The organism is Pseudomonas sp. ef1 (assembly GCF_007293365.2).
In the GTDB taxonomy this organism is placed as follows: domain Bacteria; phylum Pseudomonadota; class Gammaproteobacteria; order Pseudomonadales; family Pseudomonadaceae; genus Aquipseudomonas; species Aquipseudomonas siliginis.
In genome coordinates this window covers 1,491,767-1,507,534 of record NZ_CM129815.1, presented here as the reverse complement: position 1 = coordinate 1,507,534, position 15,768 = coordinate 1,491,767, and the positions used below count along the sequence as shown (strand labels likewise).

At 61.7% G+C, this 15,768-nt stretch carries 13 protein-coding genes and 1 riboswitch; of the genes, 2 read left to right on the top strand and 11 right to left on the bottom strand.

Translation table 11 applies throughout. The annotated features are described in order from the left end of the window. Positions 1 to 185: 185 nt before the first annotated feature. From FEE99_RS06945 to FEE99_RS06905, 9 genes are all read right to left on the bottom strand, one after another. A complete protein-coding gene (locus tag FEE99_RS06945; protein WP_024011350.1) occupies positions 186 to 896 on the bottom strand; it encodes a PqiC family protein in 711 nt (236 codons plus the stop codon). A 185-nt stretch (positions 897 to 1,081) separates the two neighbouring features. Further along, positions 1,082 to 3,346: a DNA topoisomerase IV subunit A gene (gene parC, locus FEE99_RS06940; protein WP_024011349.1), complete on the bottom strand. Its 2,265-nt coding sequence runs from the start codon at positions 3,344 to 3,346 to the stop codon at positions 1,082 to 1,084. Between the two features lie 7 nt (positions 3,347 to 3,353). Then, positions 3,354 to 3,878: a retropepsin-like aspartic protease family protein gene (locus FEE99_RS06935; protein ID WP_041477648.1), complete on the bottom strand. Its 525-nt coding sequence runs from the start codon at positions 3,876 to 3,878 to the stop codon at positions 3,354 to 3,356. After that, on the bottom strand, positions 3,875 to 4,864 hold the full coding sequence (locus tag FEE99_RS06930) for an esterase-like activity of phytase family protein (RefSeq protein ID WP_041477647.1): 990 nt from the start codon (positions 4,862 to 4,864) through the stop codon (positions 3,875 to 3,877). The genes FEE99_RS06935 and FEE99_RS06930 overlap by 4 nt, the downstream gene beginning before the upstream one ends. Next, positions 4,864 to 6,771 (bottom strand): DNA topoisomerase IV subunit B, encoded by a 1,908-nt coding sequence (parE, locus tag FEE99_RS06925; protein ID WP_024011346.1) that lies wholly within the window; start codon positions 6,769 to 6,771, stop codon positions 4,864 to 4,866. Before parE ends, FEE99_RS06930 begins: the two co-directional genes overlap by 1 nt. 41 nt (positions 6,772 to 6,812) lie before the next feature. Then, the gene (locus FEE99_RS06920; protein WP_041477646.1) at positions 6,813 to 7,421 is read right to left on the bottom strand and encodes a YqiA/YcfP family alpha/beta fold hydrolase; all 609 of its coding nucleotides are present in this window, start codon (positions 7,419 to 7,421) and stop codon (positions 6,813 to 6,815) included. A gap of 168 nt (positions 7,422 to 7,589) precedes the next feature. After that, the gene (gene cpdA, locus FEE99_RS06915) at positions 7,590 to 8,405 is read right to left on the bottom strand and encodes a 3',5'-cyclic-AMP phosphodiesterase (protein ID WP_041477645.1); all 816 of its coding nucleotides are present in this window, start codon (positions 8,403 to 8,405) and stop codon (positions 7,590 to 7,592) included. A gap of 97 nt (positions 8,406 to 8,502) precedes the next feature. Beyond that, the gene (locus tag FEE99_RS06910; protein WP_016771972.1) at positions 8,503 to 8,955 is read right to left on the bottom strand and encodes a DUF1249 domain-containing protein; all 453 of its coding nucleotides are present in this window, start codon (positions 8,953 to 8,955) and stop codon (positions 8,503 to 8,505) included. Continuing rightward, a complete protein-coding gene (locus FEE99_RS06905; RefSeq protein ID WP_024011344.1) occupies positions 8,946 to 9,563 on the bottom strand; it encodes an NUDIX domain-containing protein in 618 nt (205 codons plus the stop codon). The genes FEE99_RS06910 and FEE99_RS06905 overlap by 10 nt, the downstream gene beginning before the upstream one ends. 227 nt (positions 9,564 to 9,790) lie before the next feature. Here FEE99_RS06905 and FEE99_RS06900 point away from each other — a divergent pair, with 227 nt between their 5' ends. After that, complete coding sequence (locus tag FEE99_RS06900; protein WP_016771974.1) at positions 9,791 to 10,537, top strand: RsiV family protein; 747 nt, start codon at positions 9,791 to 9,793, stop codon at positions 10,535 to 10,537. On the opposite strand, the gene cytX is transcribed toward FEE99_RS06900, so the two are convergent. Together cytX and thiC are read right to left on the bottom strand one after the other, a co-directional pair. Beyond that, on the bottom strand, positions 10,506 to 11,798 hold the full coding sequence (gene cytX / locus FEE99_RS06895; RefSeq protein ID WP_041477644.1) for a putative hydroxymethylpyrimidine transporter CytX: 1,293 nt from the start codon (positions 11,796 to 11,798) through the stop codon (positions 10,506 to 10,508). The two genes, FEE99_RS06900 and cytX, sit on opposite strands and share 32 nt — an antisense overlap. A gap of 109 nt (positions 11,799 to 11,907) precedes the next feature. Then, on the bottom strand, positions 11,908 to 13,797 hold the full coding sequence (thiC, locus tag FEE99_RS06890; RefSeq protein ID WP_041477643.1) for a phosphomethylpyrimidine synthase ThiC: 1,890 nt from the start codon (positions 13,795 to 13,797) through the stop codon (positions 11,908 to 11,910). Between the two features lie 145 nt (positions 13,798 to 13,942). After that, positions 13,943 to 14,048, bottom strand: a riboswitch (TPP riboswitch). A 204-nt stretch (positions 14,049 to 14,252) separates the two neighbouring features. Between thiC and FEE99_RS06885 the strand changes: the two genes are divergently transcribed. After that, on the top strand, positions 14,253 to 15,686 hold the full coding sequence (locus tag FEE99_RS06885; RefSeq protein ID WP_041477642.1) for a TolC family outer membrane protein: 1,434 nt from the start codon (positions 14,253 to 14,255) through the stop codon (positions 15,684 to 15,686). Positions 15,687 to 15,768: the final 82 nt, after the last annotated feature.

Genomic DNA, 15,768 nt, shown 5'->3' with positions numbered 1-15,768 from the left:
TCTGCGGGCTTTTTGTTGCCTGCGCTGGCCCCTTCGCGAGCAAGCTCGCTCCCACCAGGTCTGCTCGCCGCCGATCAATGTGGGAGCGAGCCTGCTCGCGAAGGTCTCAGCGCTGACGAATGATCCTGTGCCCCAGACACAACAAAGCCCGCACAAGGCGGGCTCTGTTCTGACTCATTCCGGTCTCAGAAGCGAAACACTTCCATATCGGTACGAATAGGCGAGGCCATCGGAATCTTCGGCTGCTTTTCGGCATCCGCCGCCGGCGCTGCGGGTTTCGGCGCGGCCTTGCGCGGTGCCTCGGCCACTGGCGGCTGGTTGGCCAGTGGCTTGAGCGCCACCGACAACTGCTCGGCCAGACGCTGCAACAGAACCCCTTGTGCCTGCACCTGGGACGCGGTGCTGCCAGCGTGCGTTTCCTGCAGGTGAATGATGCGGTTATCACGCACCTTGCCGCGACGATCGATCAAACGCCATTGCGCATCGAGAATCGCCGGTTGTTTCGCACCGGAATCCAGACGGGTGATGGTCAGCAGAACCTGCACATCCGGCGTGAACCCGGCCGTGGCCGGCGCCAGCACCACGCGCTGGCTGTCCAGATGACCGGCGACCTGACGCATCAGCAGTTGATCGATATCCGACGAAAGGCTGCCAGCCCAACGACCGTCGGTCGCCGCTTGCAGGCTGCCGTCGGGTTGACGTTGCAGCAGGGTTTCGCGTTGCAGGTAATCGGCAACAACTACCGGCCCCAGCAAAACCGCCATGCCCGCGCTTTGCGCAGGCTGAACCGGACTTCCGCTGTCCAGTTGGTACAGCGACACCGGCTGGTGAACGCTGCAACCCGCCAGGCCAAGAACGCCGGCGAGCAACAAAATAAGGGGGCGTAGAGCAGTCATCATCCCGTCCAGGTGGCCGCCACAAGGCTGACCACAGTGAAAATACTCAATAAATATGAAGAACGCTCGGCCACGCCGGCGCTTGAAAGGCCATATCATCCGTGAATATGCGTTCCGACTCCAGCGCCAAAGCGTCGATCTACGCGTTTAATCGCAGATCGAACGCTCTAGGAAGGCGTTCTCGCCTAATTGAGGTTTTCGACGAGCAGCGCATCCACCCTCTGGAAGCCCCGCGGAAGTTTGTTTCCGCGCCGTCCCCGCTCACCTTTGTAGTGCTCGAGGTCGTCGGCTTTCAGCGACAGGGTCCGTTTGCCAGCCTGCAATACCAGGGTGGCGCCTTCCGGCAGGACGGCGATGTCCGTGACATATTCTTCGCGACTGGCCACGCGTTCACCGGATATACCGATGATCTTGTTGCCTTTGCCCTTACCTAATTGTGGCAGATCGCTGATTTTGAAGATCAGCAGGCGACCTTCGGTCGTGACCGAGGCCAGCCAGTTCTGCTCACGATCGGCCACAGGGCGCGGCGCGATGACCTTGGCGTTGTTCGGCAGGCTCAACAGGGCCTTGCCGGCCTTGTTCTTCGCTTGCAGATCTTCGCCTTTGACCACGAAGCCGTAACCGGCATCGGACGCAATCACGTACAGCGCATCGTCTTCGGGCATCAGCACGCATTCGAACGAAGCGCCCGGTGGCGGCGTCAGGCGGCCGGTCAAGGGTTCGCCCTGGCCACGGGCCGACGGCAAGGTATGCGCGGCAACCGAGTAGCTGCGACCGGTGGAATCGATGAACACGGCAAACTGGTTGGAGCGCCCCGCCGCCGAGGTCTTGAAGCCATCGCCGGCCTTGTACGACAAACCGGTAGCGTCGATGTCGTGGCCCTTGGCCGAACGCACCCAGCCTTTTTCCGACAGCACGACAGTGACTTTCTCGTTCGGCAGCAGATCGTGCTCGCTCAGCGCCTTGGCTTCGGCGCGCTCGACGATTGGCGAGCGGCGGTCGTCGCCGTAGGTTTCGGCGTCTTTGAGCAGCTCGGTACGCACCAGTTTCTTCAGCTTGGCTTCGCTGCCCAGCAGGGCTTGCAGCTTGGCTTGTTCCTTGAGCAGTTCGTCCTGCTCGTCGCGCAGCTTCATTTCTTCCAGTCGCGCCAACTGACGCAGACGGGTGTCGAGAATGTAGTCGGCCTGGATCTCGCTGAGGGCGAAACGCTCGATGAGCTTGGCTTTCGGGTGTTCCTCGGTGCGGATGATGTGGATCACTTCATCCAGGTTGAGGTAGGCGATCAGCAAACCGTCCAACAGGTGCAGGCGACGCTCGACCTTGTCGAGGCGGAATTGCAGGCGGCGACGCACGGTCAGCACGCGGAATTCCAGCCATTCGACCAGCAGCGCACGTAGGTTTTTCAGCTGCGGCTTGCCGTCCAGACCGATGATGTTGACGTTGACCCGGTAGGTCGACTCCAGCTCGGTGCTGGCGAACAGGTGCTGCATCAGCGCTTCGTGATCGACGCGGCTGTTGACCGGGATGATCACGATGCGGCATGGGTTTTCGTGGTCGGATTCGTCACGCAGATCGGCGATCTGCGGCGCTTTCGACGGTTTGGCCTGCATCAGCGCGGCGATCTGCTCCAGCACCTTGGCGCCGGAGACCTGATGCGGCAGCGCGGTGACGATGATGTCGCCGTCCTCGACGTGGTACACGGCGCGCATACGCACCGAGCCCTTGCCGGTTTCGTACATCTTCAGCAGGTCGGCGCGCGGCGTGATGATTTCCGCTTCGGTCGGATAATCCGGGCCTTGAATATGCTCGCAGAGCTGTTCGACCGTGGCTTTCGGCTCATCCAGCAAGCGTACGCAGGCGGTGGCGACTTCGCGCAGGTTGTGCGGCGGTACGTCGGTGGCCATGCCCACGGCGATACCGGTGGTGCCGTTGAGCAGAATGTTTGGCAGGCGCGCCGGTAATACCAGCGGTTCCTGAAGGGTGCCGTCGAAGTTCGGCCCCCAGTCAGCGGTGCCCTGGCCCAGTTCGCTGAGCAGCACTTCGGAATAGCGCGACAGCCGCGCTTCGGTGTAACGCATGGCCGCGAAGGACTTCGGATCGTCCGGCGCACCCCAGTTGCCCTGGCCGTCGACCAGCGTGTAGCGATAGCTGAACGGCTGCGCCATCAGCACCATCGCTTCGTAGCACGCCGAATCGCCGTGGGGGTGGAACTTGCCGAGCACGTCACCGACGGTACGCGCCGATTTCTTGTGCTTGGAATCAGCGTCCAGCCCCAGTTCGCTCATGGCGTAGACGATACGCCGCTGTACCGGCTTCAGGCCGTCGCCGATATGCGGCAAGGCGCGGTCCATGATCACGTACATGGAGTAGTTGAGGTAGGCATTTTCGGTGAAGTCAGCCAGCGAGCGGCGTTCTACACCGTCCAGGCTGAGATCAAGGGAGTCGCTCATGCGGGCCTCATCGGTTCGTTGTCTGGCGCAGCAGCATGGTGCCACCGCGCTGGGTAAATTCAAGTCTGTTCAGGGCGCTCATGCCGAGCAGCACCTGATCGCCATGCAGCCCCGGCGCCACCAGTGCACGGACATCCCGCAGCACGATGTCGCCCAATTGCAGGCGGGCAATCTTCGTTCGATAGCCCTGGCTCAGGCCATTGGCCGTGCTCAGGGTCACGCCGAAACCTTCTTGCAGCTTCAAACGCTTGGCCAGATCCGCCGGAATCGCCACATCGGTCGCGCCGGTATCGAGCATGAACTCCACCGGCTCGCCGTTGATCTGGCCGCTGGCGACAAAATGCCCTTGGGCATTGCTCGCCAGTTTCACTTCGATAAAACCTTCGCCCTGCTCCGACGTGACCACGATGTTCGGATTCTGCTGGCGCTGCTCCCACTGCCCAAAAAATTTCGTCGCGAGAAACAGTGCCGCGCACCAGGCGAGGACCATTAGCACCCGACCGGCACGCTTGCCCGGCGGTTGCTGGCTCATGGCCTGGCACTCCAGCCACCGTCCGGCGCGGCGAAGCGCCAGACCACCGGGCGGACTTCGCCGTCGGCACGCGGGCCAAAATTGTTGTCGACGCCGATCCACGCGCCTTCGGCATCAATGATCAGCGCTTCCTCCAGTCCGTAGTTCTGCGAATACCGACGTTGTTCCTGCAACAGTTCGCCGGCATACGACCAGCACTGCTCGACCTTGGCCGTCTGCGCATCGCGACGGCAGATCTCGAAAGCGTTGCGTTCAAGGGTAAACAGCTTGCCGTTGAACAAGGAAATGTCGGAGAAGTCGCGATGAACCGCTTTCGCCTTGGGAAACTGTGGCGGCTGCATCTCCTTGCCGCCCTCACTGAGCAGCACGCAGCGACCGTCACAATCCCACACCGTCTGCTGGCGTTTGATCAGCAGCAAACCACGTTTTTGCCGTTCGGCGGCCAGCCATATCTGATCACCGGCCGGGTTGATCGCCAGGCCCTCGAAGATCGAATTGAACTTGAGCAGCAGGCCGCTCGCCCGCGCTTCGCGAACCAGCAGCGGCGAGATTTTCAGCCAGTTAGCCGGGCCACTGACCGGCACCTGCAACACCGCCGCATGGGCCTCACTGACGATGTAGCGATTGCCTACGCTGTCGCAACTGATGCCTTCGAAATCCAGATCGCCACCGCGAATGAACGACGCCGCCCAGGTGCGCGAACTCAAGCCCCACGGCAGGCCGCTCTCCGGCACAGGCGGCACGTCGATGTGCACAGTTTGCGCCTGCCAGACCGGATCGTGGGTATCGAGCCGATAGATCTGCTCGTCATCGCGATCGGAAACCGTCCACAGCTCGTTGCCGCACATGGCCAGACCTGACAGGTTACCGCCGCGGATGCCTTCGACCGGGTGTTCGGAAAGCAGCTGCAACTCTTGCAGCGGCTCGGCCGACACGCTCAGCGCACTCAGCAGCAACGCACCCGCCAAGGCCCAGCCAAACTGCATCAGGCCAGCACCTCGGCGAGGTTGCCTTTGGATTCCAGCCAGGATTTGCGGTCACCGGCGCGTTTCTTCGCCAGCAGCATGTCCATCATTTCCGAGGTTTCGGCGAAGTCTTCGCCCAGCGTCAACTGCACCAGACGCCGAGTGTTCGGGTCCATGGTAGTTTCACGCAGTTGCGGCGGGTTCATTTCGCCCAGACCCTTGAATCGGGTGACCTGCGGCTTGCCGCGTTTCTTTTCGGCGACCAGGCGATCGAGAATACCGTCGCGCTCGGCTTCGTCGAGGGCGTAGTAGATCTCTTTGCCGAGATCGATACGGTACAGCGGCGGCATCGCCACGTAGACGTGACCGGCATCCACCAACGGGCGGAAGTGCTGGACGAACAGCGCGCACAGCAAGGTCGCAATATGCAGACCGTCGGAGTCGGCGTCGGCGAGGATGCAGATCTTGCCGTAGCGCAGCTGGCTCATGTCCGCCGCGCCCGGATCGACGCCGATGGCCACGGCGATGTTGTGCACTTCCTGGCTGGCGAGCACTTCGCTGCCGTCGACTTCCCAGGTGTTGAGGATCTTGCCGCGCAACGGCAGGATCGCCTGAAACTCCTTGTCCCGCGCTTGCTTGGCCGAACCGCCGGCGGAGTCACCCTCGACCAGGAACAGCTCGGAGCGCATCGGGTCCTGCCCGGCGCAGTCAGCCAGTTTGCCCGGCAATGCCGGGCCTTGGGTGACGCGTTTGCGCTCGACTTTCTTGCTCGCCTTGAGACGGCGGCCGGCGTTGTTGATCGCCAGTTCGGCCAGGGCCAGACCGGTTTCCGGGTTGGCGTTGAGCCACAGGCTGAACGCATCCTTGACCACACCGGAGACAAACGCCGCCGCTTCACGGGATGACAGACGCTCTTTGGTCTGGCCGGAGAATTGCGGCTCCTGCATTTTCATCGACAGGACGAAAGCGATGCGCTCCCAGACGTCTTCCGGCGCCAGTTTCACGCCGCGCGGCAGCAGGCTGCGGAATTCGCAGAACTCGCGCATCGCGTCGAGCAGGCCCTGACGCAGGCCGTTGACGTGCGTGCCGCCCTGCGCAGTCGGGATCAGGTTGACGTAGCTTTCCTGCACCGCGTCGCCACCTTCCGGCAGCCACAGCAGCGCCCAGTCGACCGCTTCCTTATTACCGGCGAAAGCGCCGCAGAAAGGCTCGTTGGGCAGACGTTCGAATTCGCTGACCGCATCGACCAGGTAGGAGCGCAGGCCGTCTTCGTAATGCCACTCGACTTTCTCGCCGGTGCCTTTGTCTTCGAAGCTGACCAGCAAGCCCGGGCACAGCACAGCCTTGGCCTTGAGCACATGCTTGAGGCGGCTGATGGAGAATTTCGGTGAGTCGAAGTATTTCGGGTCCGGCGCGAAGTACACGCTGGTGCCGGTGTTGCGCTTGCCGACGGTGCCGACGATTTCCAGCTCGGAGGCCTTGAAGCCGTCCTTGAAGGTCATCTGGTATTCGTTGCCGTCACGTTTGACCCGTACGCGCACTTCGGTCGACAGCGCGTTGACCACGGAAATACCCACACCGTGCAAGCCGCCGGAGAACTGGTAGTTCTTGTTGGAGAACTTGCCGCCCGCATGCAGCTTGGTGAGGATCAGTTCGACGCCGGACACACCCTCTTCCGGGTGAATGTCGACCGGCATGCCACGGCCGTCGTCGCTGACTTCCAGCGAATGGTCGGCGTGCAGGATGACCTGCACCGATTTGGCGTGGCCGGCCAGGGCTTCGTCGACGCTGTTGTCGATGACTTCCTGGGCGAGGTGGTTCGGCCGACTGGTGTCGGTGTACATGCCGGGGCGTTTGCGCACCGGGTCGAGGCCCGAGAGGACTTCGATGGCGTCGGCGTTATAAGAACTAGCGCTGGGAGTGGCCATAAGGTCTCGTCGTCAGTCATTCATGAAAGAGGGGCAAGACTTCACAGCGTGGTGAAATCGATTGCCTGATACATATCGGCAGCCATGCCGGCAAAACTCAGCAACGCCGGCAATTGCCCGGCAAAGCCCTGGAAACTGTGGTCGCCGCCCGCCTGGATGCGCAGGGCACAGGCGCGGTAATACTGTTGGGCGAGGCGATAATCCAGCGTTTCGTCGCCGGTTTGCAACCAGACCTGATAACGCTGCGGATCCTGCGGTGGTGGCACTTCCAGTTCGGCCAGCGCCGTGACGTGGTCGTGGGTCAGTTCCCAGGTTTCATCGGTGTAGAGGTTCTGCTGCGTGCCCAGATAACCATCGAACATCCGGTGCGGGCTGACCGCCGGGTTGACCAGCAGGGCTTTCAGGCCATGGCGCTCGGCCAGGTGAGTCGCATAGTAGCCGCCGAGCGAACTTCCCACCAGCAACGGCCGGCCCAGCTCGGCGATTGCCTGCTCGAGCTGACCGATGGCTTCACGCGGATGGTGATGCAGCGCCGGCACGCGCAATTGCCCGCTCAAACCCAGCCGCTCCATGACCGCGACCAGCTGACAGGCCTTCTTCGAGGCCGGCGCGCTGTTGAAACCGTGGATATAGAGGATCGAACCGGACATTTGAGCTCCCTGGCTGTCGGCGAAAGATAGCGGAGTTTACAGGGAGTCTGCATTGGATGGGCCATACAAATGCACCTGTAGGAGCTGCCGAAGGCTGCGATCTTTTGATCTTGTCTTTTAAAGCGAAATCAACAGACCGCAGCCTTCGGCAGCTCCTACACGGAGGTCTCAGTAACCGTTGGAGCCGTAATCGACGGTGAACTCGAAGTCGGTGACTCGTTCGACGCCGGTTTCCAGTTGGCCATCCGGCAACAATCGCAGCCAGCGATACCCCGGTGCCTGCTCACCGACCTTGAAATCCGCACTCCCCGGCTCGAACTGGATACACGTCGAAGGCGAGGCCATCAAGCGCACGCCATTGCGCTCGCGATCGATTTGCTGATGCACATGCCCCCACAACACCGCGCGAACCTGCGGGAAGCGATCCAGCACTTCGAAGAACGCTTCCGGGTTGCGCAGGCCGATCGGCTCCATCCACGCGCAGCCGATCGACACCGGATGATGATGCAGGCACACCAGATGATGGCGCTCCGGCGCTTCGCTCAGCGCGCGGGCGAGCAGTTGCAATTGATCATCCTGCAGATAGCCCGGCACCGAACCCGGCACCGCCGAATCGAGCATCGTCACCCGCCAATTGCCAATATCGACCACCGGCTCCAGCAGCGTGCTTTGCACCGCCGCCTCGGCCATGACCATCGGCTCGTCGTGATTGCCGGGAATCCAGCGCGCGGGTGCACTGATCTGCGCGCTCAGTTGGCGGAATGCCTGATACGACTGCAGCGTGCCGTCCTGGGAAATATCGCCGGTGGCCAGCACCAGGTCGATCTGCGCCTGTTGCGCCAACACCAGGTCGATGACCCTTTGCAGGCTCTCGCGGGTCTTCATGCCCAGCAGCGTGCCGTCCGCCTCGGCGAACAGGTGGCTGTCGGACAACTGCACCAGCAGCGCCGGGTCGGCGCTGGTCAATGTCGATACGCTAGGCAAGGCGCTCTCCCGGGGCTAAGCACGCAATGGATGGGTGCGGCAATTATGCTGGGGGATGACAAAAAGGGGAAACCGCCGAAGCGGACGCAGTTCACAACTAGCGAACGACTTCGTACTCGTGCCCCAACGCCAGACAGTGACTCAGCCATTCGCCCAGAAACACATTGAGCTGGGCCTTTTCATCGGGCTGGTGCATGGCGGCGTTCGGATAAGGATAGATGCCGCGAAAGCGTCGTGCATGTTCGGCGCTGACCACTTCGGCCATGCGCGCGTCGTGATAGACCTGCACTTCCAGTTGCGGCACCGGCAACCACGGCAGGCTGTGCTCCTGGCGCACCTGCAAGGTCGTGGTGTACGGGCAGGTCTGCAACACCTCGAGGGCAAGCACGCCAAGCATCTGCTCGCCCTGGGTCACGGCGATACGCCGCGCTTCGGGTTCGTTGCGCATGTCCGGCAGCAGTCGCATCAGGCGCGCGTAGTTGGCCTCGCAGGCGGCTTGCAGCCCTACGAGGTCAACCCGATAACGATCGCGCAGCTTGTTTACGACCATAGCCCCCTCACTTCGGCGCGGTTGAGCGCCAGCCACTGCAAGGCGATGATGCTCGCCGCGTTGGCAATACGTCCGTCGCGCACGGCCTGCAAGGCATCTTCAAATGCCCAGACCGTTACGCGAATGTCTTCGGCCTCTTCTTCCAGCCCGTGCAGCCCGCCGACACCGTCGGTGCTGCAACGCCCCAGATACAAATGCACGAATTCGTTGCTGCCACCCGGCGATGGAAAGTACTTGGTCATCGGCCACAACGCCTTGATGTCCAGCCCAGCTTCCTCCTGCGCCTCGCGGTGAGCAACTTCTTCCGGTTGCTCATCCTTGTCGATCAGACCGGCGACCAGTTCGACCAGCCACGGGTTGTCGGCCTTGCCCATGGCGCCGACACGAAACTGCTCGATCAACACCACTTCATCGCGCTGCGGATCGTAAGGCAGGACGCACACGGCATCGTGGCGCACGAAGATTTCACGATTGATCTCGCGGCTCATGCCACCGGCGAACAGCTCATGGCGCAGGTGCACACGGTCAAGCTTGTAAAAGCCCTCGTAGCATTTTTCGCGCCGCACGATATCAACGGCGGTCGGAATGGCGTTGGCAAAGTCAGTCATAAGCATCCTCTTTACTGCACATCCATTACGAGGTTGCTGTGTACAACCGGCAACCTCGACTTCGCGCCATCCTAACGCGCCCGCACCGTTTGATGCAGCCCCTTTACCGTCAGCGGGATGGACGGTGACGGTGAAACACACTCTAATCAGCTTAGTGGCGAACTGACTGCTCCGTTGAGAGTCGAAGCGGTATCTTTTTGCCTTCCCCTGCTTTCGAAAGGACGCCCATGTCGCTTTTCAAAATTGCCTCTGTGGCCGCTATTGCCCTGACTCTGGGCGCTTGTGCCAGCCTGTTCCAGCCCAACTATCGCACGCCGCTGGAAACCACCCGCGACGCCTCGGAACAACTCAAACCCGGCTGTTCCAACCCCGATTGCCCGCTGGTGAACATCGACACCCTGCGCTTCCCGGACGAGCCGGCGCTGGATGGCATCATCGAAAAACGTTTGCTGCAAATGACCCGCACCGAGAAGAACGCACCGGTGGCGCCAACCCTGGCCGCCTACCGCGAGCAGTTCCTCGCCAGCGCCGGCCCGCGCAACAGCAGCTATCTGCAAGCGAAAGTACGCGAGCAGCATGACGGACTGGTGATCATCGAGCTGTCGAGCTACCTCGACACCGGCGGCGCCCACGGCACGCCGGGTCGCGGTTTCATCAACTATTCGCGCCAGCAGCACAAGGTGTTGAATCTCTCCGACATGTTGCTGCCGGGTCAGGAAGAGGCATTCTGGAAAGCCGCGCAAGTGGCGCACAACAGTTGGCTGATCAGCACCAAGCTCGATCAGGAAGCGGAATTCGTTGCGAACTGGCCGTTCGTGAAAACCCCACACGTGGCGCTGACCTACGGTGGCGTGATCCTCAAGTACGACGTGACCACCATCGCGCCCTATGCGCTGGGCCACGTCGAACTGAAGATCCCTTACCCGCGACTGAACGGCATTCTCAAGCCTGAGCTGTTTCCCGGCCGTAACTGAAGGCCCGGCCCAGCACCAGTTGTAGCAACCCTGCCAGCACCAGCGCCGGCAGGGTTGCGCCGACATCCGGATACAGATTCGCCAGCAAGTGGTAGGTGCTGACCCCACCCAGCCACGCCAGCAACGCCGGCCAGCGCAATGCGGCTGACGCGACCTGAGCACTGCGCTTGCGCAGGATGAAGTGATCCACCAGCACCACGCCGAACAACGGCGCAAACACCGAGCCGATCAACAGCAGGAAATTCTGGTACTGCGCCAATGGCGCCAGCAGTGCGATCAGCGTGCAGATCACGCCGATGGCCAAGGCCAGATGCTCGACTTTCAGACGCAACAGAATCCCGCTCGATACCGCCGCCGAATGTATATCGGCAAAAGCGTTTTCCGACTCGTCGAGCAGAATCAGCAACAGCGGAATGCCCAGGCCGGCGCCAGCCAAGGCCAGCAGCAACGCATTGACTTCACCGCTCGGCGCGAACGCCAGGGTGTAGGCCACGCCAAGGCTCATCAGCCAGAAGTTACCGATGAAGAAACCGACAGCCGTGCCACCGAAAACATTCTTTGCGCGTTTGCCGAAACGCGAGTAGTCGGCAATCAGCGGCAGCCACGACAGCGGCATGGCGATGGCAATGTCGAAGCCCACGGCGAACGGCATCGAACCGTCACCGGCGCGCGCCCACAGCGCCGCGAGGTCGGCTTTGGCGAACAGGTTCCAGGTCAGCCACAGGCACGCGGCGAGCAACAGCCAGATGCCCCACTTGCGCAGAATCTGCCGCACGAACGTCAACGGCCCGCTCACCGCGAGCAAGGTCGCCAGCGCGCCGAAGAACAGCGTCCACAGAATCGGACTGGCCCACAGCGAGCCTTCGCTGAATGCGCGGCTGCCGAGCAGACTGGCAGCGTCGCGCATGACGATGATTTCGAACGAGCCCCAGCCGATCAGTTGCAGCAGATTGAGCAGCGCCGGCAGGCTCGCGCCTTTGCTGCCGAGGCTGAGCTTCAGCGCCGCCATCGATGACAGGCCGGTGTCGCTGCCGATCACGCCGACTGCAGCCAGCAACAGCACGCCCACCAGCGTGCCAAGGAAGATCGCCAGCAAAGAACCGGACAGACCCAGACCCGGCGCGAGCAATGCGCCGGTCTGCAAAACCATCAGGCCGATGCCGAGGGAGAACCACAGGGAAAACAGATCGCGCCCGCCGAACACACGCTTTGCAGCGGGGACGGCGAGATCGGGGGAATAGGTGCCGGGTTGAATGCTCAAGGGTGTTATCTCAAAGAGGAGCAGGAAAAAGCTGCAAGCTGCAAGCCGCAAGTTAAAAGCGGTACGCGGACTGCTTCTAATCTTGCAGCTTGCAGCTTGCAGCTTGTGACTAGACTTTCTTGTACAGCTGACTGCCTTCCTTCTTGAACCGCTCGGCCTGTTCCGCGAGACCTTTGGCGACGTCCACGTCGACCGCGTCGATGCGTTGGTTGGCCGCGTATTCACGGACTTCCTGGGTGATTTTCATCGAGCAGAATTTCGGCCCGCACATCGAGCAGAAGTGCGCGACCTTGGCCGAGTCCTTCGGCAGGGTTTCGTCGTGATAGGAACGTGCGGTGTCCGGATCCAGGCCGAGGTTGAACTGGTCTTCCCAGCGGAATTCGAAACGCGCCTTGCTCAGTGCGTTATCACGAATCTGCGCGCCCGGGTGTCCTTTGGCCAGGTCCGCTGCGTGGGCGGCGATCTTGTAAGTGATGATCCCGGTCTTCACGTCATCCTTGTTCGGCAGGCCCAAGTGCTCCTTCGGCGTCACGTAGCAGAGCATCGCGCAACCGAACCAGCCGATCATCGCCGCGCCGATACCCGAGGTGATGTGGTCATAGCCCGGAGCGATGTCGGTAGTCAGCGGGCCGAGGGTGTAGAACGGCGCCTCGTCGCAGCATTCGAGCTGCTTGTCCATGTTCTCTTTGATCAACTGCATCGGCACGTGGCCCGGGCCTTCGATCATGCATTGCACGTCATGTTTCCAGGCGATCTTGGTCAGCTCGCCGAGGGTTTCCAGTTCGCCGAATTGCGCTTCGTCGTTGGCGTCGGCAATCGAGCCCGGACGCAGGCCATCGCCCAGCGAGAAGCTGACGTCGTAGGCCTTCATGATTTCGCAGATTTCGTCGAAGTGGGTGTAGAGGAAGTTCTCTTTGTGGTGCGCCAGGCACCACTTGGCCATGATCGAACCGCCCCGGGAGACGATGCCGGTGACGCGCTTGGCGGTCAGCGGCACGTAGCGCAGAAGCACGCCGGCGTGAATGGTGAAGTAGTCGACGCCCTGCTCGGCCTGTTCGATCAGGGTGTCGCGGAACAACTCCCAGGTCAGGTCTTCAGCGACGCCGTTGACCTTCTCCAGCGCCTGATAGATCGGCACGGTACCGATCGGCACCGGCGAGTTGCGGATGATCCACTCGCGGGTTTCGTGAATGTGTTTGCCGGTGGACAGGTCCATCACCGTGTCCGAGCCCCAGCGAATGCCCCAGGTCAGTTTCGCCACTTCTTCTTCGATCGAAGAACCCAGGGCGCTGTTGCCGATGTTGCCGTTGATCTTCACCAGGAAGTTACGGCCGATGATCATCGGTTCCAGTTCGACGTGGTTGATGTTGGCGGGAATGATCGCGCGACCGCGAGCGATTTCTTCGCGGACGAATTCAGGGGTTATTTCTTGCGGAATGCTTGCGCCGAAGCTGTGGCCGGCATGTTGCTGCTTGAGCAGGCCAGCTGCACGGGCCTCTTGCAGTTTCATGTTTTCGCGGATGGCGACGTATTCCATCTCGGCGGTGATGATGCCTTTGCGCGCGTAGTGCATCTGGCTGACGTTGGCCCCGGCCTTGGCGCGGCGCGGGTTGTTGACGTGGGCGAAGCGCAGTTTGGTCAGCTCGGCATCGGCCAGACGCTGCTGGCCGAAGTTCGAGCTCAGGCCCGGCAGGCGCTCGGTATCGCCACGGTCATCGATCCACGCTGAACGCACATCGGCCAGACCTTTGCGCACATCGATGACCACGTTCGGGTCGGTGTACGGGCCGGAGGTGTCGTAGACCGTGACCGGCGCATTGATCTCGCCGCCGAAATCGGTCGGGGTTACATCGAGGCTGATTTCGCGCATCGGCACGCGGATGTCCGGGCGCGAGCCCTGAACGTAGATTTTTTGCGAACGGGTGAACGGCTTGACCGATTGCTCGTCGACCTTGGCCGAGTCACTCAGGTTGATCGCGTTTTTTTCTTTTGTTGTCATCACGGGCTCTCCAGACAGCATCCAGCAGTGGATTGTCGGAGCAGAACCTGAAAGGCACGGACGCACCAGGACCGGTGCTGTGCATTCGTCATGAGCGTTCGATTGTCGAACAATATCCCGGACGAAGCACAAGAGGACTCGCCGGGTGACGAGAAATCTTGTTCCCTACGCAGGCGCTAACCTGATCAGGTTCAACGGGATCCGAAATTATTCGATCTCAGCCTCATAGCAAGGCACCCCGACAAGAACCCGGCCAGTCTAGACACAACCACCGAGGAACGCCAACACCACAGCGAACGCCATGATGAATGGCGTAAATACCCACGCTGGCCGATTGTTGCCGGAGCAATGCGCAACTACACTCGCTTGGCCTGCTCAGCCTTGACGCTGTGCGGGCTGCGCCTTACCTTTGGCGCCCGGATTACTTCCATAATATTCATGCTAGGGATCGCCTCATGCTGCGCAAACTCTCATTGGCTGTTGCCGTGTCCTGTGCGTCCAACACAATGGCCTGGGCAGCGGAAGCACCCTTGTCGACCAAAACCGATCTGGTCAGCGTCTATCAGGAAGCGGTCGACAACAACGCCGACCTCGCCGCGGCCCGCGCCCAGTATGGCGCGCAGAAAGAAGTGGTGCCGCAGGCCCGCGCCGGTCTGCTGCCGAACCTTTCCGGTGGCGCCGAAGTCGCCGACGTGCGCACCTCGATCGACCAGCCCTCGGCCATCGCCAACCGCAGCGCGCATTCCTATCAGGCGACACTGGCGCAGCCGCTGTTCCGCGCCGATCGCTGGTTCCAGTATCAAGCGGCGAAGGACGTCAACGAGCAGGCCGCGCTGCAACTGTCGGCGACCGAGCAGAACCTGATCCTGCAGAGCGCCGAAAGCTACTTCAACGTGCTGCGCAGCCAGGACAATCTGGCCTCGACCAAGGCTGAAGAAGCGGCGTTCAAACGTCAGCTCGATCAGTCCAACGAGCGCTTCGATGTCGGCCTTTCGGACAAGACCGACGTGCTGCAATCGCAAGCCAGTTACGATACCGCGCGAGCCAACCGCATCGTCGCCCAGCGTCAGGTCGATGATGCGTTCCAGGCGTTGATCACCCTGACCAACCGTCAGTACAACTCGATTCAGGGCATCGTCCACACGCTGCCGATTCTGCCGCCTTCGCCCAACGATGCGAAATCCTGGGTCGACACGGCGGCGCGGCAGAACCTCAATCTGCTCGCCAGCAACTACGCGGTCAGCTCCGCCGAGCAGACGCTCAGGCAGCGCAAGGCCGGCCACTTGCCGACCCTCGACGCCGTGGCGAAATACGAGAAAGGCGACAACGACGCCCTCGGCTTCGCCAACCCGAACTCGTTCGGCGCGCCCTATGGCGGCAACGTCGAGCAGAGCACGCTGGGCCTGCAACTGAACATCCCGATCTACAGCGGCGGGCTGACCAGTTCGCAAGTGCGTCAGTCCTATGCGCAACTGGATCAGAGCGAACAGCAGCGCGAATCGCTGCGCCGGCAAGTGGTGGAAAACACCCGCAATCTGCACCGCGCGGTGAACACCGACGTCGAGCAAGTGCAGGCGCGCCGCCAGTCGATCATCTCCAACCAGAGCGCGGTGGAAGCCACGGAAATCGGCTATCAGGTCGGCACGCGCAACATCGTCGACGTGCTCGACGCGCAGCGCCAGCTGTACACCTCGGTGCGCAACTACAACAACACCCGCTACGACTACATCCTCGACAACCTGCGCCTGAAGCAGGCGGCGGGGACGCTGAACCCGGGTGATCTGGAAGATCTGCGGCGCTATCTGAAAGCCGATTACAACCCGGACAAGGACTTCCTGCCGCCGGATCTGGCGTCGGCGGCTGAGGCGCAGCTCAAGGCCCGGCCTTAAGCGCTAAAAACAAAAGATCGCAGCCTTCGGCAGCTCCTACAGGGAAATGCATTCCAACTGTAGGAGCTGCCGAAGGCTGCGA

Bases quoted from the DNA above. Each gene is read 5' to 3' on its own strand.
- FEE99_RS06900 (WP_016771974.1), top strand. From the start codon at position 9,791: ATGTCGCTTTTCAAAATTGCCTCTGTGGCCGCTATTGCCCTGACTCTG.
- FEE99_RS06920 (WP_041477646.1), bottom strand. From the start codon at position 7,421: ATGTCCGGTTCGATCCTCTATATCCACGGTTTCAACAGCGCGCCGGCC.
- parE (WP_024011346.1), bottom strand. From the start codon at position 6,771: ATGGCCACTCCCAGCGCTAGTTCTTATAACGCCGACGCCATCGAAGTC.
- FEE99_RS06945 (WP_024011350.1), bottom strand. From the start codon at position 896: ATGACTGCTCTACGCCCCCTTATTTTGTTGCTCGCCGGCGTTCTTGGC.
- thiC (WP_041477643.1), bottom strand. From the start codon at position 13,797: ATGACAACAAAAGAAAAAAACGCGATCAACCTGAGTGACTCGGCCAAG.
- FEE99_RS06905 (WP_024011344.1), bottom strand. From the start codon at position 9,563: ATGACTGACTTTGCCAACGCCATTCCGACCGCCGTTGATATCGTGCGG.
- FEE99_RS06885 (WP_041477642.1), top strand. From the start codon at position 14,253: ATGCTGCGCAAACTCTCATTGGCTGTTGCCGTGTCCTGTGCGTCCAAC.
- parC (WP_024011349.1), bottom strand. From the start codon at position 3,346: ATGAGCGACTCCCTTGATCTCAGCCTGGACGGTGTAGAACGCCGCTCG.
- FEE99_RS06930 (WP_041477647.1), bottom strand. From the start codon at position 4,864: ATGCAGTTTGGCTGGGCCTTGGCGGGTGCGTTGCTGCTGAGTGCGCTG.
- FEE99_RS06910 (WP_016771972.1), bottom strand. From the start codon at position 8,955: ATGGTCGTAAACAAGCTGCGCGATCGTTATCGGGTTGACCTCGTAGGG.
- FEE99_RS06935 (WP_041477648.1), bottom strand. From the start codon at position 3,878: ATGAGCCAGCAACCGCCGGGCAAGCGTGCCGGTCGGGTGCTAATGGTC.